At 41.0% G+C, this 26,321-nt stretch carries 27 protein-coding genes; 21 read left to right on the top strand and 6 right to left on the bottom strand.

Going from position 1 to position 26,321, the window contains the following annotated elements; translation table 11 throughout:
• Positions 1-2 precede the first annotated feature (2 nt).
• Entirely contained in the window at positions 3-398 is a 396-nt protein-coding gene (locus AC1DO4_RS06060) for a (R)-mandelonitrile lyase (protein ID WP_477413866.1), read from the bottom strand.
• 89 nt (positions 399-487) lie between these two features.
• Positions 488-688 carry a cupin domain-containing protein gene (locus tag AC1DO4_RS06055; protein ID WP_477413864.1) on the bottom strand — a complete coding sequence of 67 codons (201 nt, stop codon included), beginning with the start codon at positions 686-688 and terminating at the stop codon, positions 488-490.
• 78 nt (positions 689-766) lie between these two features.
• Between AC1DO4_RS06055 and AC1DO4_RS06050 the strand changes: the two genes are divergently transcribed.
• A complete protein-coding gene (locus AC1DO4_RS06050; RefSeq protein ID WP_477413862.1) occupies positions 767-1,297 on the top strand; it encodes a DinB family protein in 531 nt (176 codons plus the stop codon).
• 36 nt (positions 1,298-1,333) lie between these two features.
• Here the strand turns inward: AC1DO4_RS06050 and AC1DO4_RS06045 are convergent, their stop codons facing one another.
• Positions 1,334-1,465 carry a hypothetical protein gene (locus AC1DO4_RS06045; RefSeq protein ID WP_477413860.1) on the bottom strand — a complete coding sequence of 44 codons (132 nt, stop codon included), beginning with the start codon at positions 1,463-1,465 and terminating at the stop codon, positions 1,334-1,336.
• Between the two features lie 60 nt (positions 1,466-1,525).
• On the opposite strand from AC1DO4_RS06045, the gene upp reads away from it, so the two are divergent.
• The 18 genes from upp (at position 1,526) to AC1DO4_RS05955 (ending at position 19,239) form a co-directional block, all read left to right on the top strand.
• Positions 1,526-2,170, top strand: coding sequence for a uracil phosphoribosyltransferase (gene upp, locus AC1DO4_RS06040; RefSeq protein ID WP_477413858.1), 645 nt, complete (start codon positions 1,526-1,528; stop codon positions 2,168-2,170).
• Positions 2,171-2,344: 174 nt separating this feature from the next.
• The gene (locus tag AC1DO4_RS06035) at positions 2,345-2,554 is read left to right on the top strand and encodes a hypothetical protein (protein ID WP_477413856.1); all 210 of its coding nucleotides are present in this window, start codon (positions 2,345-2,347) and stop codon (positions 2,552-2,554) included.
• Between the two features lie 123 nt (positions 2,555-2,677).
• A complete protein-coding gene (locus tag AC1DO4_RS06030; RefSeq protein WP_477413854.1) occupies positions 2,678-3,154 on the top strand; it encodes a RidA family protein in 477 nt (158 codons plus the stop codon).
• Between the two features lie 138 nt (positions 3,155-3,292).
• Positions 3,293-4,021: a YjjG family noncanonical pyrimidine nucleotidase gene (locus AC1DO4_RS06025; protein WP_477413852.1), complete on the top strand. Its 729-nt coding sequence runs from the start codon at positions 3,293-3,295 to the stop codon at positions 4,019-4,021.
• Positions 4,022-4,057: 36 nt separating this feature from the next.
• Complete coding sequence (locus tag AC1DO4_RS06020; protein WP_477413850.1) at positions 4,058-4,582, top strand: DinB family protein; 525 nt, start codon at positions 4,058-4,060, stop codon at positions 4,580-4,582.
• 265 nt (positions 4,583-4,847) lie between these two features.
• Complete coding sequence (locus tag AC1DO4_RS06015; protein WP_477413848.1) at positions 4,848-5,702, top strand: UDP-2,3-diacylglucosamine diphosphatase; 855 nt, start codon at positions 4,848-4,850, stop codon at positions 5,700-5,702.
• Positions 5,703-5,942: 240 nt separating this feature from the next.
• Positions 5,943-6,950 carry a glycosyltransferase family protein gene (locus AC1DO4_RS06010; protein ID WP_477413846.1) on the top strand — a complete coding sequence of 336 codons (1,008 nt, stop codon included), beginning with the start codon at positions 5,943-5,945 and terminating at the stop codon, positions 6,948-6,950.
• Between the two features lie 195 nt (positions 6,951-7,145).
• Entirely contained in the window at positions 7,146-8,132 is a 987-nt protein-coding gene (locus tag AC1DO4_RS06005) for a DUF6427 family protein (RefSeq protein ID WP_477413844.1), read from the top strand.
• 161 nt (positions 8,133-8,293) lie between these two features.
• Positions 8,294-8,986: a phosphoribosylformylglycinamidine synthase subunit PurQ gene (purQ, locus tag AC1DO4_RS06000; RefSeq protein WP_477413842.1), complete on the top strand. Its 693-nt coding sequence runs from the start codon at positions 8,294-8,296 to the stop codon at positions 8,984-8,986.
• The gene (locus AC1DO4_RS05995; protein ID WP_477413840.1) at positions 8,986-9,729 is read left to right on the top strand and encodes a type III pantothenate kinase; all 744 of its coding nucleotides are present in this window, start codon (positions 8,986-8,988) and stop codon (positions 9,727-9,729) included. The genes purQ and AC1DO4_RS05995 overlap by 1 nt, the downstream gene beginning before the upstream one ends.
• The gene (gene bamG / locus AC1DO4_RS05990; RefSeq protein ID WP_477413838.1) at positions 9,722-11,035 is read left to right on the top strand and encodes a BamG family beta-barrel-assembly machinery protein; all 1,314 of its coding nucleotides are present in this window, start codon (positions 9,722-9,724) and stop codon (positions 11,033-11,035) included. The genes AC1DO4_RS05995 and bamG overlap by 8 nt, the downstream gene beginning before the upstream one ends.
• Positions 11,028-11,624, top strand: a complete 597-nt coding sequence (lptC, locus tag AC1DO4_RS05985) for an LPS export ABC transporter periplasmic protein LptC (protein ID WP_477413836.1) — start codon at positions 11,028-11,030, stop codon at positions 11,622-11,624. The genes bamG and lptC overlap by 8 nt, the downstream gene beginning before the upstream one ends.
• A gap of 92 nt (positions 11,625-11,716) precedes the next feature.
• Positions 11,717-13,846 carry a peptidylprolyl isomerase gene (locus AC1DO4_RS05980; RefSeq protein ID WP_477413834.1) on the top strand — a complete coding sequence of 710 codons (2,130 nt, stop codon included), beginning with the start codon at positions 11,717-11,719 and terminating at the stop codon, positions 13,844-13,846.
• A 419-nt stretch (positions 13,847-14,265) separates the two neighbouring features.
• The gene (locus tag AC1DO4_RS05975) at positions 14,266-14,781 is read left to right on the top strand and encodes a DUF2480 family protein (RefSeq protein ID WP_477413832.1); all 516 of its coding nucleotides are present in this window, start codon (positions 14,266-14,268) and stop codon (positions 14,779-14,781) included.
• A gap of 151 nt (positions 14,782-14,932) precedes the next feature.
• A complete protein-coding gene (locus tag AC1DO4_RS05970) occupies positions 14,933-15,718 on the top strand; it encodes a DUF3108 domain-containing protein (protein ID WP_477413830.1) in 786 nt (261 codons plus the stop codon).
• Positions 15,719-15,727: 9 nt separating this feature from the next.
• The gene (locus tag AC1DO4_RS05965) at positions 15,728-16,291 is read left to right on the top strand and encodes a DUF3109 family protein (protein WP_477413828.1); all 564 of its coding nucleotides are present in this window, start codon (positions 15,728-15,730) and stop codon (positions 16,289-16,291) included.
• A 191-nt stretch (positions 16,292-16,482) separates the two neighbouring features.
• Positions 16,483-17,619, top strand: coding sequence for a GDP-mannose 4,6-dehydratase (gene gmd, locus AC1DO4_RS05960; RefSeq protein ID WP_477413826.1), 1,137 nt, complete (start codon positions 16,483-16,485; stop codon positions 17,617-17,619).
• Positions 17,620-17,649: 30 nt separating this feature from the next.
• Positions 17,650-19,239: a gliding motility protein RemB gene (locus tag AC1DO4_RS05955; protein WP_477413824.1), complete on the top strand. Its 1,590-nt coding sequence runs from the start codon at positions 17,650-17,652 to the stop codon at positions 19,237-19,239.
• A gap of 115 nt (positions 19,240-19,354) precedes the next feature.
• Here the strand turns inward: AC1DO4_RS05955 and AC1DO4_RS05950 are convergent, their stop codons facing one another.
• From AC1DO4_RS05950 to dxs, 3 genes are all read right to left on the bottom strand, one after another.
• On the bottom strand, positions 19,355-20,926 hold the full coding sequence (locus AC1DO4_RS05950; protein WP_477413822.1) for a hypothetical protein: 1,572 nt from the start codon (positions 20,924-20,926) through the stop codon (positions 19,355-19,357).
• Positions 20,926-21,801 (bottom strand): ABC transporter ATP-binding protein, encoded by an 876-nt coding sequence (locus tag AC1DO4_RS05945; RefSeq protein ID WP_477413820.1) that lies wholly within the window; start codon positions 21,799-21,801, stop codon positions 20,926-20,928. Before AC1DO4_RS05945 ends, AC1DO4_RS05950 begins: the two co-directional genes overlap by 1 nt.
• 93 nt (positions 21,802-21,894) lie before the next feature.
• Complete coding sequence (dxs, locus tag AC1DO4_RS05940; protein ID WP_477414133.1) at positions 21,895-23,826, bottom strand: 1-deoxy-D-xylulose-5-phosphate synthase; 1,932 nt, start codon at positions 23,824-23,826, stop codon at positions 21,895-21,897.
• A 215-nt stretch (positions 23,827-24,041) separates the two neighbouring features.
• On the opposite strand from dxs, the gene AC1DO4_RS05935 reads away from it, so the two are divergent.
• Positions 24,042-24,788, top strand: coding sequence for a segregation and condensation protein A (locus AC1DO4_RS05935; RefSeq protein ID WP_477407493.1), 747 nt, complete (start codon positions 24,042-24,044; stop codon positions 24,786-24,788).
• 246 nt (positions 24,789-25,034) lie between these two features.
• Complete coding sequence (gene glyA / locus AC1DO4_RS05930; RefSeq protein WP_477413817.1) at positions 25,035-26,321, top strand: serine hydroxymethyltransferase; 1,287 nt, start codon at positions 25,035-25,037, stop codon at positions 26,319-26,321.

Genomic DNA, 26,321 nt, shown 5'->3' with positions numbered 1-26,321 from the left:
AATTACTTATTATACTGTTCGTCTGTCACTTGTTCCATCCAATCTACAGGCGATCCATTTAGCTTTTCCTGGATGGCAATGTGGCTCATTGCTGTGGTAGCGGTTGCCCCATGCCAGTGCCTTTCGCCGGGCGAAAAGTAAACAACATCTCCCTGGTAGATATCTTGCCGTGTATCTCCTTCGCGTTGCACCCAGCCGGCGCCTGCAGTAACAATAAGGGTTTGACCAAGCGGATGGGTATGCCAGGCCGTGCGGGCTCCCGGTTCAAAAGTGACAAGTGCCATAGCAACGCGGGCCGGTTCTGGTGGACTATTAAGCGGATCAATTCGCACCGATCCGGTAAAATATTCTGCGGGACCTTTTCCCGAAGGCTGTGAGCCGCTACGTTTTATTTCCATGGTAGTTCTTTTTCATAGTTACTACAATCTTTGCCTGGCAAAGTTTATAAGAAGCGTTTTTTATATCACTGTAGCGCTAATCGTATAAATTATTTGCCGCTTCTGTATTCCTGCCCGGTTACACTACTTAGCCAGGTAACAGCACCATTTTTAGTATTGGGGTTCATTACAATCTGCACAAAACCCTCCTGCGGCGTTGCAGCATGCCAATGTTCAACTCCGGGTGCAATGCTTACCAGGTCGCCTTTATGAAGTATTTGGATAGGTTTACCGGCCGCAAGCTTAATCATTTTGCGGCTGTTTCTTAAGATAAGAATAGGTTGCTTTACAATAAATAGTCGATATTTACTGCTATAAACCATATTATTATGAGAGCAATAAAACTATTAGCCACACTATGCCTGTTTTTAAGCTTCACGAGCTTTGTTACAGCGCAAACAGCAACCGATGGTATGCTGAAAGAATGGGAACGGGCAAAAACCTACACCAAAGAATACCTTGATGCTATGCCAGAAACCGGTTACGCTTTAAAGCCTACGCCCGAGATGCGATCATTTGCGGAGCAGATGCTTCATCTTTCGGATGCCAACTATGGGTTTGCGTCGGCTGCATCTGGCGAAAAAAGCCCTTATGAATTGGGTGCACTGGAAAAAACAGGCGACAAATCAAAAGCTGGTGTCACCAAAACGGTAATGGAAAGCTATGATTTTATGATAAATGCAATTAAAAAGGTAACGCCCCAAAAGCTTGATGAGCAAGTTAAACTTTTCGGCAACTTTGATCTTTCCAGGAGCATGGTTTTCGCTAAAGCTTTTGAGCACCAAACGCATCACAGGGGTCAAACTACCGTTTATTTGCGCTTAGCTGGCGCTAAACCGCCACAGGAGAAATTATTTTAAGCGGCACAAACAGCTTTGAAAATGAAAACCAGGATTTTAGCTTGTGGCGGGTATTTGCTGCGCCAGGTGAGTGATGTTTTCTATAAGGAGTGCAGATGCAAGTAGGCGCTCTCCTTTAATCATGTAATCGGGGAAGTAACCGGCCACAAGCTGAATCTTGTACCTCATGGGGAATATTTGCTTAAATAAATCATGTCACTTTTCACTCAAAAAGAATTAATTTTAAGCATGATTTTCGTCCTCAACAAAACCAACAGTATTGCTAACCAGTTCCTGGCCGAATTACGCGACGCCGTGATCCAGCAGGATAAAGCGCGTTTCAGGCGAAACCAGGAAAAGCTGGGCGGTATTTTGGCCTATGAGCTGAGCAAAACGCTGAAGTATGAGTCTAAAGAAGTGCAAACCCCTTTGGGCATAGCCAATATCAGTGTGCCGGCTGATCAGCCGGTTTTGGGAACTATTTTACGGGCCGGACTGCCGTTTCACCAGGGCTTTATGAATTATTTTGATCAGTCTGGATCCGCATTTGTTACGGCCTACCGTAAGGTGAAAAGAGGAGGGGCATTCATTATCCAGGTGGATCATATCTCGACCCCAAACCTCGACGACCAGGTATTGATCCTATGCGATACCATGCTGGCCACCGGGCAAAGCTTTGTAGCTGTTTGCAAGGAGCTGATGGCGCAATTTAAAATAAAGGAGCTGCACATAGCCGCGGTAATAGCCAGTACGGAAGGTGTGGCCCATGTGCGTGCCAATTTGCCTAAAGCAAAATTATGGCTTTGCGCCATTGATGATGAAATGACCAGCAAGGCTTACATTGTACCAGGTTTAGGCGATTCAGGAGATCTGGCGTTTGGGGAGAAGGTGTAACTGATTTTTAACATATAGTTGTTTTCAAAGGTGTTAAAGAGGGGTTCGCCGTTTCGGAATTGGGATGTTCGATTTCGGATTTGTTTGGAACTCAAATCCAATTGGGGAAAATAAGAAATTTCTGCATCTATATAAATTGTTAATCTGTTAATTGTTATTAAATAATAGTGTATCATGGATATTTCTTCTGTTCATCCTCCGCTTAGCAATGTGCAGGTCGAATTATTAAAAGTTTTTAGTGCCGATATTCCCGATAAACACCTTGCTGAACTGAAACACCTCATCGCCAGGTTTTTGTTGGATCAGGCCCGTGATAAAGCCGATGCAGTTTGGGACGAAAAAGGCTACACAAATGAAAAATTGCAAGAAATTCTTAATAAATAATAATGCCGGCACTAAAAATTGTGCTCGACACCAATGTCCTGCTCAGATCCATCTCCCGTCGGTCGGCATTCGCCATTATTCTTGATAGACTTTGAGATCTCTTATTTACCAAACACCCGCCCAATGAAAAAGCTACTCCTGCTGCCGTTACTATTAATTTCAAAGCTGGCCTTCTCACAGGCCGATACCTCAATTATAAAACTAAGCAACCCGCCATCGGTAAGTGCCCCCAAAGGCTATTCGCAGGTTGCAATTATCAATTTGGGGAACAGCAAAATGCTCATACTATCCGGCCAGGTGGCTTTTGATAAAAACGGTATTCTTGTTGGTAAGGATGACCTGGCCAAACAAACCGACCAGGTTTTCTTAAATATCAAAAGCATTGTTGAAAGCGCCGGCGGAACAATGGATAATGTAGTTAAACTTGGTTATTTCCTACGGGATGTGAGCCAGGTACAGGCTGTAAGGCAGGTGCGGGATAAATACGTAAATCTTAAAAGTCCGCCGGCAAGCACACTGGTAGAGGTAAGTAAACTGTTCAGGGATGATGTATTAATTGAGATTGAAGCAACGGCGGTTATACCGCTAAAAAAGCGTTAAACTCTAAAAAGGAAATGCTAAATTCTAAAAGAAAAAAGTAGAAATTTGTTATCCTGGAACAACAGTAAAGGATCTATTAGCGAACTTTGTATGGCGGCGATAGATGCTTCACTGTTCAGTATGGCAAATAAAATTAGAATGAAATCCGAAATCGAAATTCCAACATCCGGCATCAGGAAATACAAACATATTTTCTTCGACCTTGATCATACCATCTGGGATTTTGATAAAAATGCCGAGGAAGCTTTGCATGAGCTGTATCATATTCATCAACTGGAAAATATCGGGCTTACATCTGCCGATCTGTTTATTGAAACTTATACCCGCAACAACCACAGGCTTTGGGCGCAATATCATATAGGCGAGATCAGCAAAGATGAGCTGCGCGATGCCCGGTTTAAATCAACCTTTACCGATCTTGGCTTACATCCCGATCTTATGCCGGTTGATTTTGAGGATGCTTACGTAAAGCTTTGTCCTACAAAAACCAACCTGTTTCCGCATGCGCATGAAACGTTGCAATATTTGCAAACAAAGTATGCCCTGCATTTAATCTCTAATGGTTTTAAAGATTCTACCCGGATAAAAATTGCCGGTACCAACCTTGCGGGCTATTTTCAAAACATCGTCATATCCGAAGATGTAGGCGTTAACAAACCCGATAAAGCCATATTTCAACACGCGATTGACCTTGCTGGTGCCGATAAACAGGAAAGCATTATGATAGGGGATAGTCTGGAGGCCGATATTTATGGCGCTTTGGGTTTTGGTATGGACGCTATTTATTTCAATCCATTCAACGCCCCTAAACCGGATGATGTGCCTTTGCAGGTAACTCATTTAAAGGAGTTGATAACAATATTTTAAAAACAATACTTATTTAAAAGTACTAACTTTAATATTATGAGTATTGCCAGAGAACGCTACGCCATTGAAGCAGCCCTTGATAGTTACCGGGAGCAGCTGGATAGCATACCCGATGAGCAGTTTACAGAAACACCACCCGATGGCGGCTGGTCATACGCCGAAGTTTACAGTCATATATTGCAGGCTACATTAGGTTCGTCAATAGCATTGGAAAGATGCACACATAATAACTGCCCGCCAACTAAAAAAGGACTTACCTGGGAGGGGCGCTTTTGTTTAATGCTTGGCGTGTTTCCGCCTGTAAAAAGGAAGGTGCCCGATGCCGTAGCCGATAAAATGGCTGCAGCAAAGATCAGTAAGGAGGAAGCGAAAAATATGATCATCAAATGCCGTAAGCGGGTAGAAACTACTATGCCGCTTATTGCAGCTTCCTCTGTAGCAAGTCGTTATAAACATCCGCGCATGGGGATGCTTAATGCCAGGCAATGGTTCAGGTTCATCAGGATACACCTGGAACATCATTTAAAACAACTGGACCGGATAAAAAGAAAATTTTTATAGTTATGAAACCTTTTACATTTAACAGAGTCTTAACAGTATGATAATGTTGGTTTTCTGATATTTGTAAAAATCATTTATGATGAATTTTGAGTATAGTTATTTGGTTGTTATAGCTTTGTTGCTGTTGGTAGGCGTTTTCTATATCAGCCCTTATGAATTAAATGTTAATGAAGACGACGACGACGAGTAATCGTTTGTTCAGTATTTCTTTCAAAGTCAATAACCGGCAAAATCTGCCGGCTGAGAATTTAACCCCTTATTTTTAATGGCAAAACGTGAGGTTGATATCGTAGTAATATCCGACGTGCACCTTGGTACTTATGGCTGCCACGCAAAAGAATTGCTTAAATATTTAAAAAGCATTAAGCCTAAGATACTTATCCTTAACGGCGATATTATTGATATCTGGCAGTTCAGTAAATCATACTGGCCCGAAGCGCATATGAAAGTGGTGCGACGCATCCTTAAATTTGTTACCGATGGCATCCCGGTATATTACCTTACAGGTAACCATGACGAAATGCTGCGCAAGTTTGCCGATTTTGACCTTGGTTCATTCAAGTTGCTTAATAAAGTGGTATTAAATATTGACGGTAAAAAAGCCTGGATCTTTCATGGCGATATATTTGATGTAACCATGCAGCATTCCAAATGGCTGGCTAAATTAGGTGCCGTGGGTTATGATACCCTGATATTGATCAACAGTTTTACCAACTGGCTGCTAACCGCTATCGGGCGGCAAAAAATGAGTTTTTCGCAAAAAATAAAGGCCCGCTTTAAAGAGGCTGTAAAATTTATAAACCAGTTTGAACAAACCGCAGCCGACCTGGCTGTTGATAAAAGCTACCAGTATGTGATTTGTGGCCATATTCACCACGCCGAGATCAGGGAGATAGAGGATACCGCGCAAACTGGTAAAGTGCTTTACCTAAACTCTGGCGATTGGGTAGAGAGCCTTACCTCGCTGGAGTACCAGGATGGTAACTGGACGATATTTAAATACAGGGCCGACGACTTCCACACCGATACCGACGAAGATGATAAAACTGATGCCGAAGACCTGGATGCCAAGATGGATGTAAAAAATCTACTGGATAGGTTCAGGCAGGAGACGGAGTAAATGTATTTTCTCACCTAACTACCTTAACTCGTTTATGCGAGGTATGAAGAACCCCCAATTTGAAGATCGAATATGAAAGCTTGCTTTGTACCGTCGGGGACTGCTTCGAAACTGCAATTAAGGAAGATCAATGGTCAAAGTCAAACTTCCCTTTGCATTTTAGCGCGAAAAAATGCTTGAACTTTTTTTTAATAACCCCAAAACGGTTCAAATTACTAAATTGCCCCTAATTATATTTACATGAAAATATTGTTTGCCATACAGGGAACCGGCAACGGGCATATTAGCCGGGCCCGCGAAATTGTGCCTTTGTTGCAGCAATATGGCGAGGTTGATTTGCTGGTGAGCGGCACCGAGGCTGAAGTTTCCTTATCGCAGCCGCTCAAGTACAAATTTCATGGTGTTAGCTTTGTATTTGGCACCAACGGAGGAGTTGATAACTGGGCTACCTGGAAAATTATGAACCTGCGCCAGTTTATACATGATTTGCGTAGCCTGCCCTTAAAACAATACGACCTGATTATTAACGATTTTGAACCGGTGAGTGCATGGGCCTGCAAATTCCAGGGAGTTCCATCTGTATCGTTAAGTCATCAATGCTCCTTTGTATCGCCAAATACGCCCCGACCCACAAAAAAGGATCCTTTTGCCCAGTGGCTGCTAAAAAATTACTCGCCCACTACTCATCATGTAGGCTTTCATTTTGAGCGCTATGACGATTTTATACATACCCCGGTTATCCGCAGTGAAATTCGCCAGATGGAAACCAGTAACCTGGGCCATTACAGTGTTTACCTGCCTGCTTATGACGATAAAACCCTGCTGAAGCACTTAGGTACAGTAACCGATGTTAAATGGCAGATATTTTCAAAACGACAAAAAACGCCCTTTCAATCGGGCAATGTCGAGATCTTCCCGGTAAATAACGAGGCCTTTAATAAAAGCCTGGCCAGCTGCGAAGGCCTGCTTACGGGTGGTGGTTTTGAGGGCCCTGCCGAAGCGTTGTTCCTGAAAAAGAAGGTGATGATGATACCCATGAAGGGCCAGTATGAGCAGCAATGCAATGCCCTGGCAGCATCAAAACTGGGGGTGCCGGTTATCGCCGGGATCGATGAAACTTTTACCAGTCATTTAAATAAATGGATAGGCGATGATAAAAAGGTAGTAGTTGATTTTCCGGATGAAACAGCGCAGATAGTTGATAATTTGGTAAATCAATATGCGAGCCAGCCGGGGATTATGGTGTAGGCGGGTTTTAGTTCGGGAATAAAAATGTCATGATTTGAGGTACGAAGTAATTTCCTCTAACCGCTTATAATTTTCCACCTTGAGCGTTGCACAAAATTTTACCACTCAGTGTGGCTGGCCGTTTTTTTTGCGCTGAAAACTTTTACAACTGTTTGGCTTTTTGTACTAATTTTACCCCGCAAATTATCGCCCTATATGATCCAGGCATTCCGGTCTTTTAATCCTTTGAATATTTTGTGGCTGGTTGTTGTGCTTTTCCTGTCGCGGGTGGGCTATCTGCTGCATGTGCCCGATAAATTGGAGTTTGTATTTGTTGAACCATTTGCGCGCCTGTTGGTGCCGGTAGCATATGAGTACGCGTTTTCGCCAGGTGTAAATATATTATTGGCGGCAGTACTGGTGTTTATTCAGGCGTTGTTACTTAACTATTTAATAAATCACTATAATTTATTAGGCAAGCCTACATTTTTGCCCGCGTTAATGTATGTAACACTATCGGGTTTGTTTTCGCCCTTTTTGATTTTAAGCGCCCCGCTCATCTGTAATTTTCTGCTGATATGGATGTTCTCTAAACTTATGAACCTATATAAAGGCGATGATGCAAAATCAATTTCCTATGATGTGGGGATGATAGTAGCATTGGGCTCACTTCTTTATTTCCCCTTTATTTATTTATTTTTGGCTATATGGATAGGGCTTATCCTTTTTAAACCATTTAACTGGCGCGAGTGGGTATCGGGCGTTTTGGGTTATGGCACTATCTTTTTCTTTTTGGCTGTATTTTATTATTTGAATGACCGCATCTCCGTTTTCTACAATATCTGGCTGCCACTGGGTAAAAAGTTTCCGGATCATATCAGCATAAACTCTTTAAATTACCTGCTGCTGATACCGGTTATACTGATACTTGTACTCTGTATTTTTAAATTGCAGCAAAATTTCTTTAAAAGTTACGTCCAGATCCGTAAATCTTTTCAGCTGTTATTTTTTATTTTTTTAATAACGGCATTTTCGTTTTACGTCAACTCATCTTTCCATCTTAGCCATTTTTTATTGTGTATAGCGCCTGCTGCGGTGTTTTTTGCCTATTATTTTTTATATGCTACCAAAAAATGGTTTTACGAAAGCCTGTTTTTATTGCTGCTAATCAGCATCGTCTACTTTCAGTTTAACAAATTTTAACTTTTACATTCGTTCAAATTTCAGCGGTTATATTAGTTTTGTAACGCGAAACCATCATTAGCTGTTGTTTATGTAAACATAAATGCAAATGATATTAAAATGGCGAGACCCTATTGAGCGTCTTTTTTGACAGACAATTATTACACAATAAAACAATTCAAATGAAATTTGGCGTAGTTATATTTCCCGGCTCTAACTGTGATGAAGACATCATATACGTATTAGAAAAAATAATGGGCCAGCAGGTTGTAAGGTTATGGCATAAAGATCATGACCTGCAGGGTGTTGACTTTGTTGTTTTGCCCGGTGGTTTTTCGTTTGGCGATTATCTTCGCTCAGGCGCTATATCACGTTTTTCGCCAATTATGCAGGAAGTGATCCAATTTGCTGCAAAAGGCGGGTATGTAATGGGAATCTGTAATGGCTTCCAGATCCTGGCCGAAGCCGGTTTGCTTGATGGAGCTTTGTTGCATAATACAAACCGCAAGTTTATTTGCCGCAATATTTATTTAAAACCACAAACAAGCCAATCATTACTTACTGCAGGTTTAGAGCAGGAGCAAGCTTACAAAATTCCGATCGCGCATGGCGAGGGTAATTACTTTGCCGATGCCGATGTGATTAAAAGGCTTAATGATAACGAGCAGGTATTGTTTAGGTATTGCGATGAGTTTGGTAATATAACCGAAGATGCAAACCCTAACGGATCCATACAGAATATAGCCGGTGTTTGTAATGCAGGCCGGAATGTATTTGGTTTAATGCCTCACCCCGAACGCGCTGCCGATAGCTTACTGGCAAACGAAGATGGACTGGCAATTTTTGAATCTATATTATCAATAGTAAGGGCCTGATGACCAACCTGGTTATCGATATTGGTAACACATTTACAAAAATTGCGGTTTTTAAGCTGGATGAACTGCTTGCGGTTGAACAGTTTGAAGAGGTTGATGCCAACTGGCTAAATGAATTATTGAACCGGTATAAAGTTGACAGGGCTATAGTATCATCGGTTAAAAAGGATAGAGAGCCCTGGCTAACCAGTTTGGAAACAAATATCCGCCTTATTTATTTCAACAGTACAATGACCGGCGGGATACAAAACCATTATTTAACCCCTGTAACACTTGGTACTGATAGGTTAGCCGCTGTAATAGGGGCAAGTCATGTGTATCCTGACCAAAACAGCCTGGTTATTAGCGGTGGTACCTGCATAACATATGACTATATTGACAGCAGCCGTAATTATTTTGGAGGCAGTATATCACCGGGTTTAAATATGCGTTATAAGGCTGTAAACAATTATACGGCCGGTTTGCCGCTAATAAATGCCGATGCGAATTTTACCGCAGGGTATGGCAGCAACACCGAAACCGCGATACGCTCTGGCGTACAAAACGGTATAAAATATGAGCTAACCGGGTTTATTGAAAGCTACAAAGCCAACAATCCCCAACTGAATATTGTACTGAGCGGGGGCGACAGTATTTTTTTTGATACGCTATTAAAAAATAGCATCTTTGCCCCCTATATAAAAATTGAGCCCTATTTGGTTTTAAAAGGATTAAACGCAGCTATACAAAAGCATAATGATTAAATATACCAGGTTTTTTTTAACACTTTTATTTGCTGTTATCGCATTTGCAGCACATTCTCAATCTACCACAAGCTCTCCATATTCCAGGTTCGGTCTGGGCGATATCGATCCCCAGTTAATGCCACAAAATATTGGTATGGGCGGCATTGGCGTGGCAACAAACCGAATAAGCTTATTTAATAATATAAACGTTATAAATCCAGCATCATATGGTGCAATTGGTATAACTGTTATTGACGTAGGACTGTACAGTAACTTTTCAACCTTAAGCCAAACAGGGCAATCAAGCCAAAGCAATAAAAATTTCAGGCTTAGTCATATTGCCTTTGGCATACCGGTTACCAAACGTTCGGCCTTTAGTTTTGGTTTGCTGCCTTACAGTGAGCGTGGTTATAATTATAAAAAATCTGTCAGTAACCTGGGGTCCGGTGCATCGGCCGATACCAATGCTACCAATTACAACTATAGCGGCGATGGCGGTTTATCAAAAGCATATTTAGGTTACGGGTTTGGCATTGGCAAGCATTTGTTAATAGGTGGTAATGTATCCTATATATTTGGTAATATTAAGGATATAAGTACAACCGAGATTCCTGGTTTAGCCGGAACTTTAAATTCAAAAATTGAACAAAGCAATGCTATTGGTGGTTTAAATTACGATTATGGCTTGCAGTATTCTTTTGATTTTTCTGAATCAAAACACCTTATCCTGGGCTATTCTGCATCGGCAGGCACAAAACTTAATTCACAAAGCAGCTATATTGTAAGCCAATACACTAATGATGCAAACGGTAATCCTAATATTGCAGTTGATAGCGTTGTAAACAGGCAGGCTGCTAAAGGTAAATTGAAGCTGCCGCAGATAAACCGTTTTGGTATCTCGTTCCAAAATGATGGGAAATTTTTGATTGGAGCAGATTATTCAATGGGGCAGTGGTCTGATCTGAGCATATCTGGTGTAAACCAGGGATTGCAAAATAGCCGTACAATAAATGTAGGCGCACAGTATACACCCAATATTGCCACTATCCGTAATTACCTGGCCACTGTTGATTACCGGATAGGAGGTGTTTACGATGAAACTTACATGACTGTTAATAATACCAGGATTAAAAAGTATGGTATTACTGCCGGTTTAGGTTTGCCTTTGCGCCCTAATAATGGTAGTTTTTATAAAATCAATATTTCGGCCGAGGTAGGTCAAAGAGGAAGATTGACCAATGGCCTGGTTAAAGAAAATTATATTAACCTGCACTTGGGCTTTACGCTTAACGATAAGTGGTTCACCAAATATAAGTTTGATTAATCAACAGATGCATAGCCGGGTAAAACATATAAAAGGCCTACGCCTGCTGTTGTTGCCTTTGCTTGCTTTTTATATATCCTCCTGCGAGAATGACCTGAACAAGGTTAAAGAAATTGCATCCAACGAGATGGGCATAATAGTTTCGCCAACAAAAGGTGTTGATTTGATCATGAGCGATTCTGCCAGGGTTAAATTACACCTGATAACTCCTTTAGTATTAGAATATCAAACTAAAAAACCTTACAAATTAATGCCCCGCGGCGTAAAAGTTATATTTTACGATAAGGAAACACAAAAAGAGTCGGGTAATATTGTTGCTGATACGGGGATATCGCGTAATGATCAAAAATTTATTGAGTTTCACAAAAACGTAGTAGCTACTAATGCTAAGGGCGAAACCTATAAATCTGATGAGTTGTACTGGGATCAGACAACTAGCAAGGTGTATTCGCACAAACCGGTGCAGGTAACTATGGTTGGGGGTAATGTAATGAACGGGGATAGTTTTGAGAGCGACGATAAATTTCTGCACCCCACACTTAAAAGCAGTACGGGCGTTTTTCATGTAGATGAAAAAGTGACACAATAATGTTATTTTTTTCAGGAAAATTTTGTGTTATAGAATTTTACTAAAAATTGTATCTTGCGCCCTCTTTAAAAAGAATATAATAAATTACAGAAATGGGTATAATGGGTTTCTTGCGCGAACGAATGGGGAAAATCCTCGCAATCTTTATTGGGGTTGCTCTTTTTGCATTCATCGTGAGCGAGGTAGTAAGATCAGGAGGTTCCTTTTTTAAGGACGATAACAATGAACTTGCCGTTGTAAACGGCGAAAAAGTTCCGTTTGACGAGTTTAATAAAAAACTTGAGCAAAATACAAATCAATTTAAGCAGCAATCGGGGCAAAGTATTTCGCCGCAGATTGTCAACTACATCCAGGAAACAACCTGGAATCAGGTATTGAGTGAACTGCTCCTGAAAAAGGAAATTGAAAAATTAGGATTAGTTGTTAGCGAGGATGAGAGTACTGCAATGGTTAACGGTAATAATCCCGACCCACAGATTGCCCGTCAGTTTGCCGATCAGCAAACCGGTGCATTTGACAGGAATAAACTGAACCAGTTTTTAGCCTATTTAAATTCTTCAAAAGCCGATCCTGCTCAAAAGCAAGGATGGGCCGAGTTTTTAAAGCAGTTAATTGCAGCTAAACAACAAATGAAATATGTAACTATTGTTACCAATGGCTTATATGTGAATTCGTTGGAAGCTAATGATGATTACCTGGCAAAAAACAAGTTGGTTAACTTTAAGTATGCTACACTTGATTATGCATCTATCCCCGATTCAAAAGTTACTTTAACAGATGGTGATTACAGCGCGTATTATGATGCGCACAAAGCCGAATTTAAAATCCCGCAGGAAGTTAGATCATTTGAATATGTAAGCTTTAACGCGGCACCTTCAAAAGAAGATAGCGTTGCTATAAAAACTGAGGTTGATAAACTGGTGGATAGTATCAAAGTAACTTCTAACGATTCGCTTTTTGTTCAAATAAATTCTGAAACAAAAACTCCGCTTACCTTCCAAAAAAAGGGAACGCTTGAGCCCAAACTGGATACATTAATGTTTAATGCTGCCAAGGGGTTTGTTTATGGTCCTTACGTATCAAACGGCAGCTATAAAATTGCTAAGCTAAGTGATGTTAAAACCACTTTTGATTCGGTTAAAACAAGGCATATATTAATTAACCCACAAACCGAAGGTGGTATAGAAAAAGCTATTGCCAAAGCGGATTCGATTAAAAAACTGATACAAGGAGGTAAATCGTTTACCGAACTGGCAACCACTTTTTCATCAGATAGAGGTAGCGCTGTAAAAGGCGGAGATATCCCCGCATTTGATGTTAATGGTGCTATGACCGGCCAGGGACAGATTACTCCCGAATATACTAATGCAGCTTTTAAAGCTAAGAAAGGCGATTTAATTGTAGTTACCTCACAGTTTGGTGTTCACCTTATCCAGGTAGAGGATCAAAAAGGTTCTATCAAAGTGGTGAAAGTTGCTATTGTTGATAAACCAATACAATCAAGCAGTAAAACCCAAACTGTAGCTTACAGCAAAGCACAGGGATTTTTAGGAGCTTTAACAAAAGATAACTTTGATGCCGAGGCTAAAAAAGAAGGTCTGAAAATTATCAACGCCGAAGACGTTAACGGTACAGCGGCTGGCTTACCTGGTTTGGATAATGCGCGTGATGTGGTTAGATGGGCATTTAAAGCCGATAAAGGTGATTTAACTGATAAGGTATTTACAGTAGGCGATCAGTATATCATTCCTCGTTTAAGCCAGATAAAGCCAAAAGGTACTTTATCACTTGATGCGGTAAAAAAACAAATTGAACCTGCAGTACGCAACGAAGTAAAAGCAAAACAGCTGGATGAGAAATTCCAGGCAGCATTGAGCGGGTCATCTTCAATTGACCAGGTAGCTCAAAAAACGGGCACCAAAGCTGTTCCTGTTCAAAATATTGTTTTTGCCAACCCGGTTATTCCAGGCCAGTCTGCCGAATATAAGTTGATTGGTTCAATATTTGGTTCGCAGCCAAATAAACTTTCAAAACCGGTTAACGGTCAGCAAGGAGTATTTGTATATTTTGTTGATGGATTTACCAATCCGGCAGCGCTTACTAACAATGTAAGGCAGAAACAACAAATTAGCCAGGTATTGGAACAACGTGCGCAAGGGCAAATATTGGAGGCCTTGAAAGATAATGCTAATGTAAAAGATAACAGGGCTAAACTGTTATAATATAAATAAGCGTAATTTTGTATCCGGGAACAGTATTAAACCTGTTTCCGGATTTTTTTTGTTTATCGTTTAGAACCGTCTGAAAAAAAGACCTTTATTACTTCGTATGCAATGATGGGAATATAGGGCTGTTTTATACCTCTAATGAAGCAATATCCACGCGTCATTGCGAGTGGTAAAATCCGTGGACTCTGAAGGGGGAATGACAAACCGGCGAAAGACTTACGAAGTTTTTAAAACTTCGTAAGTCTGGGATTCTACAACTTGTCATAGGTAGGTACGAAGCAATCTCCGCCTTACAGAGTAGCTTTACAAATCCAATCTGCATAGTTTGGGATTGCTTAGTGCCTCGCAAGACGGTCTGTTTTTTTATTTTTAGACAGCTTCTTTTAAATATTAAGCTTAGCATTTTTAACATTATGGATATACAGGAAAACATAGTAAATAAAGTAGCACAAAGTGGTTTGGTTACTTTAGATCCTGCAGCTTTTTACCCGGCCGGCGAACGTGTTATTTATGATATTAAAGATAACCTGTTCCACGGGTTGATGCTGCGTGAAAAGGATCTGAGAGATTTTATAAAGGAGCACGACTTTACACAATACGAAGGTAAAAATGTAGGGATTACCTGTACTGCCGATGCAATTGTGCCAACCTGGGCTTATATGCTGCTGGCAAACCGTATGGCCCCGTATGCACGCGAGGTTGTTTTTGGCGATTTGGGTGTTTTAGAAACAGTGCTGTTTGAAAAAGAAATTGCCAAAGCTGATTTGGAGCAGTATAGCGGGCAGCGGATTGTATTAAAAGGTTGCGGCGACACCCCGGTGCCTGTTTCGGCCTATATTGAATTAACAAAAAAGTTAACCCCCATAGTTAAAAGCCTTATGTTTGGCGAGCCCTGCTCAACTGTGCCTATCTACAAGCGCAAGGATTAATGGTTTGTTTTGTATTAATAAGTAAGCACTTGGATAGTATTTTGATGCGTGCACAACAAAAATGAATTTAAACCATTTATATAAGCAGTTGTCATATACCCGCATGCCGATTAAACGATTTACGAAAGCGGCTTTATTTAAAAAGCAAACCGTGTTAATTATAAAAAAATACTTCCCCGCCTTCCTGTTATTAATATTATGCAATACTGTTGTATTTTCCCAGGAGCTTACCAAGATCAGCGAGCCCGTTTTTAAGGTTGGGGAAAAGCTGCATTATAAAATGCAATATGGCTTTTTTACCGCTGCAGCAGCCGATATACGTGTTGAAGCAAGCGATAGAAAACTTCCCGGACCGGCCTTTCACCTTATTGCAGAGGGTAAAACGGCGGGTACATTTGATATTTTTTACAAAGTGCGCAACAAATACGAATCGTATGTAGATCAAAACACATTGCAACCTTATTTTTATACCGAAAACAGGCATGAAGGTAAATGGAAGCATACCGATAATGTAAGCTTTGATCAAAAGGAAAGTAAAGTTACTGCCAATAAAGGTGTATTCCCGTTTACGGGGAAGACCTTTGATTTTGTATCGGCCTATTATTTTGCCCGCACAATTGATGTTTCAAAAGTAAAAATCGGCCAAACATTTGAGATGCAGTATTTTTTGGAAGATGGCTTTCATACCCTGAGTGTTACTTATGTAGGTACCGAAGTTGTAAAGTGTAGTATGGGTACATTTAACTGTTTAAAATTTAACCCAACAATTATACCTGGCCGTATTTTCAGGAAAGATAGTAAGTTGTACCTTTGGATCACTAATGATGGCAACAGGATTCCTGTAAAGGCGCATGTTGAAGTTATTTTAGGTAGTATAACAATGGACTTGCAGGCGGCAAGCGGATTAAAGTATCCTTTGAATCCAATAAAGAATTAAAATTAAAATATGATTGAGGTAGGTAGTGTTTTGGTACACGAAGATGTTGTAAAGGAAAATTTTGTTTGCAATTTAAATAAATGTAAAGGTGCTTGTTGCCTGGAGGGTGATTCTGGCGCGCCGTTAAATGCAGATGAACTGGATATTTTAAAAGAGATCTATCCTAAAGTAAAACCTTACCTTACCGCCAAGGGGATCAGCACCATTGAAAAGGTGGGGACCTATGTAAAAGATTTTGAAGGTGATTACACCACGCCATGTGTTGATACCAACAAAGAGTGCGCTTATGTTATCTGGGAAAACGGAATTACCAAGTGCGGTATCGAGAAAGCTTATGAAGAGGGCGCTATCAGCTGGCAAAAGCCAATTTCCTGCCATTTGTATCCCATCCGGATTACTGCTTACCCCGAATTTGATGTGTTGAATTATGATCGCTGGAGTATTTGCAGCGCTGCATGTACTTTTGGCGACGAATTGAAAGTGCGTGTGCACGAGTTTTTGAAAGGTCCGCTGATTCGTAAGTACGGTGCAGACTGGTACCAGGAACTTGAAAATGAAGTTGCGGGAATTTAGTAAATATTAAAAACCAAACGCTAAATTCTAAACCATTTTTTCTAAACTATTAAAGAAGGAATAGTTCCGAAGTCAAATCTTCAAAAATTGGACATTCAAAGTTCAAAATTTAACTTAAGTGTTTCCCTTAGCAGGTTTTTACAATTAATTTGGATAATATTGTAGTATATAAGTATTTGCCTCAATAATAAATGAAAACAGCTTTAATAACAGGTATAACCGGGCAGGACGGTGCATATTTAGCTGAATTTTTGCTAAAAAAGGGTTACGAAGTACATGGTGTTAAAAGGCGCTCGTCTTTACTTAATACCGATCGGATTGACCATTTATACCATGACCCGCACGAACCCAATGTAAAGTTCAAGCTTCATTATGGCGATCTTACTGACTCAACTAATTTAATCAGGCTAATACAGGAAGTTCAGCCCGACGAAATCTATAACCTGGCCGCGCAAAGCCACGTTAAGGTGAGTTTTGAAACACCAGAATATACTGCTAATGCCGATGGTATTGGTACGCTGCGTATTTTAGAAGCGGTAAGGTTATTGGGGCTTACAAAAAAAACACGAATATACCAGGCTTCCACATCAGAGCTTTATGGTTTGGTGCAGGCAGTACCTCAAAGTGAAACTACTCCTTTTTATCCGCGGTCGCCATATGCGGTTGCGAAAATGTATGGATATTGGATAATTGTAAATTACCGTGAAGCATACGGCATGTATGCCTGCAACGGGATTTTATTTAACCACGAAAGCCCTATACGCGGAGAGACTTTTGTTACCCGAAAAATTACACGGGCTGCGTCAAAAATTGCATTAGGCCTACAGGATTGCCTTTATGTAGGTAACCTGTCTGCCCAGCGCGATTGGGGCCACGCGAAGGATTATATAGAAGCCATGTGGCTTATGTTGCAGCAGGAAAAGGCAGAGGATTTTGTAATAGCCACAGGTGTTACCACCACAGTTCGCGATTTTATAAAAATGGCTTTTAATGAGCTTGGTATCGAAGTGGAATTTAGTGGAAAAGACGAGTATGAACGCGGTGTGATTATTGATATTGACCAGGAAAAAGCCAGGGATTTTGGACTTAACCTGGATGCCTTAAAATTTGGACAAACGGTTGTAAAGGTAGATGCCAAATATTTTAGGCCTACCGAGGTTGATCTGTTAATTGGCGATGCATCAAAAGCATTTGAAAAATTAGGATGGAAACCTAAATATGATCTGCAGGCTTTGGTTACTGATATGGTGAAATCGGATTTGCACCTGGTGAAAAAAGACGAGTATTTAAAAAAAGGCGGGTTTACAACACTTAATTATTTTGAATAATTAATAATTGGATTTTATCAATCTACATCTATGAAAAAAATTTTTACCAGCATTTTATTATTGGTTTTAACGGGTGGGATTTTAAAAGCTCAATCTGTATATCAACCGTATTCATATCAGTTTTACCAGAAACTGAATGAGGATGTTTATTCCACTAAAACCCGTTTCCATAGTTCCTTGAAGCCTTTTTTTGGTGATGATTCATTATTGAAACATCATTACGATTCGTTAATGAACAACATAGGTAGTTTTAACGGTAAATTTTTTAATGAACACCAGATTGATGTAAAAGGGAGTAATTCAACTTTTTATGCCGATTTGTTACCTGATTTTAACGTGAGCCGGGATTTTTCGGGCAAAAAGAATACCAGTTTCGGCTCATTAGGATTGCAGTTAGGCGGAACATTAGGCAACCAGTTTTCCTATTACGTAAGCGCTTACGAAAACAGGGCCCAGTTACCAGAGTACCTGGCTACCTACACTAACCAGGTTGGTATAGTGCGCGGGCAGGCTTATGGCGGGCTTTATGGCAGTGAGTACCGCTGGTCGTACATAACGGCACTGGTATCCTATACGCCAGGTAAATATTTAAATATAACTGCCGGACGCGATAAAACATTTATTGGCGATGGTTACCGGTCTGTACTCTTGTCTGATTATGCATCCCCCTACCCATTTTTTAAAGCAACCGCTACACTGGGGAATGTTAAATACATAGCCATGTGGGCGTATATGGACGATCCGTTGTCTGCCCGTGTTGATAACGGCGACAGGAAAAAATTCGCTGTGTTTCATTATTTAGACTGGAACGTAAGTAACCGTTTATCATTTGGATTTTTTGATTCGATTATATGGGGAGCAAAGGATGATGCAGGGCATCAGCGAGGTTTTGACTATACCTATCTTAATCCCATTATATTTTTAAGGCCGGTTGAGGCGTCAAATGGCTCGCCTGATAATGCTTTATTAGGACTTACCGGTAAATACAAAATAAGTGATGGTATCACGGCATACGCCCAATTTGCATTGGATGAATTTGAATCCAAAAATTTCTTCTCGGCCACTGGAAGCTCCCGCAACAAATATGCATGGCAGTTTGGATTCAGGGGAGCAAACCTGTTAAATGTTAAAGGGTTAAATTACTTACTTGAAACTAACAACGCTAAGCCCTTTACCTACTCTGAACGCAGTTCGGTGCAAAATTACACTGACAATGGCGAGCCGCTTGCACATCCCTGGGGGGCCAACTTCCGCGAGGTTGTGGGCTTGTTGAATTACTCCTACAAAAGATTCGATTTCTCTGGTGAAGCTGATTATGGTCACTATGGCTTAGATATTAATGGCCAAAACTATGGAAAAGACCTTTTCCAGGTATATATTGATCCTGTAAGGCAAAACGGTAACTACACCGGCCAGGGTTTAACTACCAATATGGTGTTTTTGGAAGGTAAAATAGCTTATCTTATTAATCCCAAATACAACCTGCGTATCGAGCTTGGCGGCCTATACCGTACCGAAAAAAACAATCGATTTAATGATAAAACAGGTATGCTAACTTTTGGCATCCGCAGTTCGTTCCGCAGTATGTATAATGATCTGGCGAGTTATAAGGTACATTGATGAGCGTACGATAAGAAGAATAGTTTAACGTGGCAGAGGTAACAAAAGAATCCCGAATTGTAATACTTACGGATAGATATTTTCGGTTGCGTAAAAAATGGTATGGAAATACAATCTACAAATGCCTTGATTGATAATTCCTTACCACAAAACTAACAGTAGCTAAAAAGACATTCAACCCTAAGATGATAGCCATATAAACAATCTGGTTATTGTGTATTGTAGCTCCCAGGTAATCTGCAAATGGCGCTTTTTGCGTAAGCACATAAGTGAGCAAAAAGAATAATATCTCAAATAATTTTTTACCCCGGCTTACTATTCCAAGGCAAACAGCAGATAGAACAATAAAAACAGCTCCGTTGATGATATTGAAGATAGCGTATCCGTCAAACACAATAATGTAATGCAATATTAAAGGCAATGCCAGTATTACAGCCAATAGTATACCCGCAAGTATTTGTGCGGGTAGCATGCGCAGTAATGGCTTGTATGAAGCATAGGTAAAGTAGTGTAGCCTGTTAGTTTCTTCTTTAGTAACCAATTCTGACCAGCGCGTTACTTGTAAAAACCACAAAACTGGCAGTATATAGAGATGAGAAATATATAAGGGGACAAATAGCATGCTCAGCGACAAGCCGGCAATAACAAGCCAAAACCATTTGGAACCTTTGCGCACCAATAAAAGCAACTCTGTTTTTATAAACGGAAATATGCCATAATCGGTAATCAGGGCTGGCATAAGTGCACGGTTTATACCTGTTGCTGCAAGCGCGGGGGCAGTAATAGACTCCTGATAGGCCTTTTTCTTTTTATTAACCGCCTGTTTAAAATCAAAGCGGTGAAAGAAAAATGATGAAAGGTAAACCAGGCTTAATGCAAAACCTATCCATACTAAGCGGCTAAACAGGAACAGGCTGGTTATGGTTATACCATTCCACTCAAAGATTTGAAACCCTTGTTTACGGCCAAAAGTAAAACCTAGGCTAACTGCCTCTATATGCTGATGAAATTGGGTATTTACCTGGTTTTTGATACTGCTTGTCATGGTACGTACGCCAAAAGGATCTATAAAAACAGCCAGCGTTTCGTTCTTTTGCCCGTTGATATTGGCCATCAGGATGCCGAAAAAGAAAAAGAATGCGATGTATTGCAATATGCTCCACTTTCCTAAAAATACCTCTGCAATTACTGCCAGTGCCGATACCACAAACATGGCAGGCACCACAAACAGCAGATATGGGATTAAAAAATTGCTGATAATGAAAGTTGAACCGCTGGTACGCACAAAAAACATAACCAAGCTAACCAAAAAAGTGCAGCCGGCGATGGTAAGCAACACCAGGAAATTGCTGAAAAATTTGCTGAGCAGGTAACCAAAGTTGGTGATAGGTGTAGTGGCAATAATTAAACCTACTTCGGTATCAATATCTTTTTTAATGCCGCCATTCACCAAAAAAAAGCCATACAATGTAAGCATGATTGCCGTCATCATCCCCGAAACGTAACCCACCCATGCAGAGTTGTAAACCCCTTTAAAGCCAACAACATTTAGTGTGGTATATGATGCAGTAGGCGGTGGTACAAAAGAGTAGGCCGCGTAAAAAGTAACGGCCAAAGTAATTAGAAAAGCATAACTGCGTGTGCGTTGCAGATAATCAGCTTTTATGATGCTGAAAGTGTGCTTCATTACTTTAGGCTATTTTGTGTTAAAAACAAATAAGCATCCTCTAAAGTTGCATTAACCGCTACAGCACCTGATTCTCGTTGGTCGGCTTTTGTAATAAACCGAACCCGTGTTTTGTCCTTTTGCCTGCTGGTATCAATGACCTGCTGTTTGGTTCTTATTGTGGCAATCTCATCATTGTTCAATAGCACCTCAAACACCTTGCCTTCAACCAGTTTAATAATATCATGCTGCGTGGCTTTATTTAGCAAGGTGCCGTTTTTCATGATGGCCACCTCATCGGCAATCGTTTCAATATCCGATACAATGTGTGAAGAAAGGATAATGATGCAATCGTTAGCTAAATCAGAAATCAGCTGGCGAAACCTTACCCGTTCTTCCGGGTCGAGCCCTACGGTAGGTTCATCAAAAATCAGCACCTTAGGATCATTAAGCATAGCTTGTGCAATGCCAATACGCTGTTTCATCCCACCTGAGTAAGTACCTATCGGGCGTTTGGCATCAGCTGTTAAATTAACGCCCTCCAGCAGCAGATCTATTCGCTTGCGCAGATCTTTACCGCCTACGCCTTTCATGGCGGCTATGTATTCTAAAAATTCATAAGCGTTAAGGTTAGGGTAAACGCCAAAGTCCTGTGGCAGGTAACCAAGTATTTTGCGAATTCGATCGGGATTGACAACAATATCTTCACCATCTAAAAAAAGTGATCCGGAAGTAGGTTTGCTGATGGTTGCAATAATTTTCATTAGGGTTGATTTTCCGGCTCCGTTAGGGCCAAGCAAGCCTAATACCCCTTTTTCAATAGTGATGGAATAATCGGAAAGTCCGGTTTTCTGTTTACTGTATTGCTTGGTAAGATTTTTTATGACTAAGGACATAGGATGTTTTTATGCCCTTTAAGATGCTGATTATAGATTTAAGTTACAGGAATCGGCGAATTTAGTCTTGGGAATGACGATCTGAATAAAGTTTTACGATGCTATCGTATGCGCACTCCTCTGGGCACCTAAGCTCTTAACCTGTTTAGCTATACCATGGGCATCAAAGCCGCACTCGGCCCAAAGTTCGGGTTGTTCGCCGTGCTCAACTATTCTGTCAGGTATCCCCAGTCGTTTTACCTGTGTTTGCTGGTAACCGTTATCTGCCATAAACTCCAACACTGCACTGCCCATACCGCCTTCAAGACAGCCATCTTCAACGGTGATTACTTTATCAAACTTCCTGAACACATCGTGCAACAAAGCCTCATCAAGCGGTTTTACAAAACGAAGGTCATAATGCGCAGGGTAATAGCCTTCTGTATTTAAAACGGCAGTTGCTTTTACAACTTCGTTGCCAATAGCGCCTATCGATAGTATGGCCACATCCTCCCCGTCGCAAATCTTACGTCCCTTACCAACAGGTATAGCTTTAAAAGGGCGTTGCCAATCAACCATCACTCCGTTACCACGTGGGTACCTTATCACAAACGGCCCCATGTTATCCTGCTGGGCAGTATACATCAGGTTGCGCAGTTCTTCCTCGTTCATCGGGGCCGATACCGTCATGTTGGGGATGCAGCGCATATAAGCCAGGTCATAAGCGCCATGGTGGGTTGGCCCATCGGCACCGGCAAAACCGGCACGGTCCAAACAAAATATTACGTTGAGCTTTTGTATGGCCACATCGTGGATCACCTGGTCATATGCCCTTTGCATAAAGCTGGAGTATATGTTACAAAATGGTATTAAACCCTGGGTAGCCAGGCCTGCCGAAAACGTAACGGCGTGTTGTTCGGCTATACCTACGTCGAATGCCCGGTTAGGCATAGCTTTCATCATCAGGTTTAATGAACATCCTGATGGCATAGCTGGGGTAATACCCATAATTTTAGGGTTCTGCTCGGCAAGTTCGATTATAGAAATACCAAACACATCCTGGTATTTAGGAGGCTGCGGCTTCTCTTGTTTTGTTTTTTTGATCTCGCCGGTTATTTTGTCAAATAAGCCTGGCGCATGCCATTTGGTTTGGTCCTTTTCGGCAAGGGCATAGCCTTTACCTTTGGTAGTAACACAATGTAATATTTTAGGGCCGGGTATATTGCGCAGGTCTTTTAAAACCCTTACCAGGTGGTTTACATCATGCCCGTCAATAGGTCCAAAATATCTGAATTTTAAGGCTTCAAAAAAGTTGCTTCGTTTAAGCAATGTTCCTTTTATACTTTTTTCTAATTTTTGAGCAATCCTGAACGCATCCGGGCCTATGGCCGATAGTTTGGCCAGCACATGGGCAATATCATCCCTAAAACGGTTGTAAGGCTTGGAGGTAGTAATATCGGTAAGATATTCCTTCAAGGCACCCACGTTAGGGTCGATAGACATGTTGTTGTCATTCAGGATCACCAGCAGGTTTGAGTTTTCGATACCTGCGTGGTTAAGCGCTTCAAAAGCCATCCCGGCAGTCATGGCGCCATCGCCAATTACGGCAACATGCTGCCTGTCGGTCTCACCCTTATAATGCGATGCAACGGCCATGCCCAAAGCAACAGATATGGAAGTAGAGGAGTGCCCTACACCAAAAGTATCATATTCGCTTTCAGATCGTTTTGGAAACCCACTAATGCCTTTATAAATTCTGTTGGTATGAAAAGCCTCGCGCCGGCCGGTTAGTATTTTATGGCCGTAAGCCTGGTGGCCTACATCCCATACTAACTGGTCATAAGGGGTGTTTAAAACGTATTGCAGGGCTACTGTGAGCTCCACAACGCCAAGGCTGGCAGCAAAGTGACCGCCATTTACTGATACCACATCAATAATGTACTGGCGTAGCTCCTGACAAACTTTTTCAAGTTGGTCTTCATTAAGTTGCTTTAAATCAGAGGGGTAATTTATTTTCGATAATAAATCTCCGGCCGGTACCTGCATAGACATTCGTAAGAGTATTTAACCTACAAAGTAAGCTAATTATTTATAAATAAAGTACATCAAAATGTATTAATTGTTTGAGGTAAAGAGTCAGGAGATTAAAATCAGGTATCAGGAAAAGGGTTTAATTGTTTGTTTCTTAATAAATTATTCAAAAATCTTGCCTCTTGATTCTTGTTTCTTGATTCTCAGCCCTTACTTTTGTTGCTACAAATATGACCGACGACAGCTTTGCCATAAGATTACCCCAGTTTGAAGGCCCGTTTGATTTGCTGCTGTTTTTTATTGAGCGGGATGAACTTGATATTCATGATATCCCCATTGCCAAAATTGCCGATGATTTTTTGAACTACATTCACCAGATGACCAGCCTTAACATGGAGCTGGCCAGTGAATTTATATTTGTTGCAGCTACGCTGATGCGCATAAAAGCAAAAATGCTGTTGCCCCGGTATGAGGCTGAAGATGCAGGCGATGATACTGATACCAAAGAGAACCTGATAAGGAAGCTTATAGAATATAAAAAGTTTAAGGAACTGTGCGAAGAGCTGCGCCCTTATGAAGACGAAAGATTTAAACAGGAAAAACGCGGCAACATCAAACACGATCTGGAACAGGTTGAAAAAGTAGTTTTACCCGGCGAGGAATTATCAGAAATAACGCTGTATAAATTAATGATGGTACATGAGCGCCTGATGCGTAACTATCTTAACCGCAGCGAAGAGGTAAAGCACACTGTTGAGCAATACCCCTACACTATTGAAAAGCAGAAGAAAGCGGTTGCCGATTTGTTGAAGATTAACAAAATGCTCGATTTTAAAGCTTTGGCTAAAGAATCAGAAAACAAGGTGCATTTTGTATACAACTTTTTAGCAGTACTTGAAATGCTGCAGCAAGAGCTGATTGATATACAAATAGGACTGGGGTATAATAACTTTTGGATCTCGTCTAAAGAGATTTGAGATATTAGACATGAAACCGGACGGTGGATTATTTCTACTTCGACAAGACACTATAATCTCAAATCTGTTTTGGTAAATGGAAGATAAGTTTATAACAAAAACATATTGGTTATAAGTGCCTGAACAGCAAATTATATTGTGCTGATTTAGTTGCACGTAAAATCTCAAATTAGTTCCGTCTCAAATCTCATATCTCACATCTCAAATCTATCTTTTTAGCTAACTTAGCGCCGTTAAAAATACACAATGAAAAGAGACAAACTGATATTTAAGTTGTTGGATGAAGAGCAGCAACGCCAGGAGGAGGGCATTGAACTGATAGCATCTGAGAATTTTGTAAGCCGACAGGTAATGGAAGCGGCAGGTTCTGTTGCTACCAACAAATATGCCGAAGGTTTACCGGGTAAACGCTATTATGGCGGTTGCGAGGTGGTTGACGAAATTGAAACCATTGCCATTGAGCGTGCCAAGCAATTGTTTAATGCCGAGTGGGCAAACGTACAGCCCCATTCGGGCGCGCAAGCAAATGCCGCCGTAATGCTGGCCTGTTTACAACCTGGCGATAAAATATTAGGGTTTGATCTTTCTCATGGTGGTCACCTCACACATGGTTCGCCGGTGAATTTTTCTGGTAAATTATATGAGCCGCATTTTTATGGGGTGGTAAAAGAAACCGGGTTGATTGATTATGAGCAACTCAAAAAAGTAGCTTTAGAGCAAAAACCAAAATTGATCATTTGCGGCGCATCGGCTTACTCGCGCGATTGGGATTATGAATTTATTCGTGCAGTTGCCGATGAAGTTGGTGCTTTGGTACTGGCTGATATTTCGCACCCATCTGGCCTTATTGCCCGTGGTTTGTTGAAAGATCCACTGCCGCATTGCCATATTGTTACTACAACAACTCACAAAACATTACGTGGCCCGCGTGGTGGTTTGATCCTGTTAGGTAAAGATTTTGAAAATCCTTTCGGTGTAAAAACGCCAAAAGGCGAGATCAGAATGATGTCGTCATTATTAGATATGGCGGTGTTCCCAGGCACACAGGGCGGCCCCCTTGAGCATATTATCGCTGCTAAAGCCATTGCTTTTGGCGAGGCTTTGAGCGATAGCTACATGAAATACGTTGTTCAGGTTAAAAAGAATGCCGAAGCTATGGCCGAGGCTTTTGTTGCGCGTGGTTACCAGATCATATCCGGTGGTACAGATAATCACCTGATGCTGATAGATCTTCGAAATAAAAATATTACCGGTAAAGCTGCCGAAAATGCTTTGGTTACTGCAGATATTACTGTTAATAAAAACATGGTTCCTTATGACGATAAGTCGCCTTTTGTAACTTCAGGTATTCGTGTGGGTACCGCTGCAATCACAACCCGTGGGATGAAGGAGAAGCAAATGGAAGTGATTGTGGAACTGATAGATGCAGTGATTTCTGATCCGGAAAACGAACATTCTATCAAGAAAATCCGTAAAAAGGTCCACAAGCTGATGTACGACTATCCGTTGTACCGCGAGAACGGCTCGGAATAA

The organism is Mucilaginibacter sp. P5_A6 (assembly GCF_056400585.1).
This window is presented reverse-complemented; position numbering and strand designations above follow the sequence as displayed.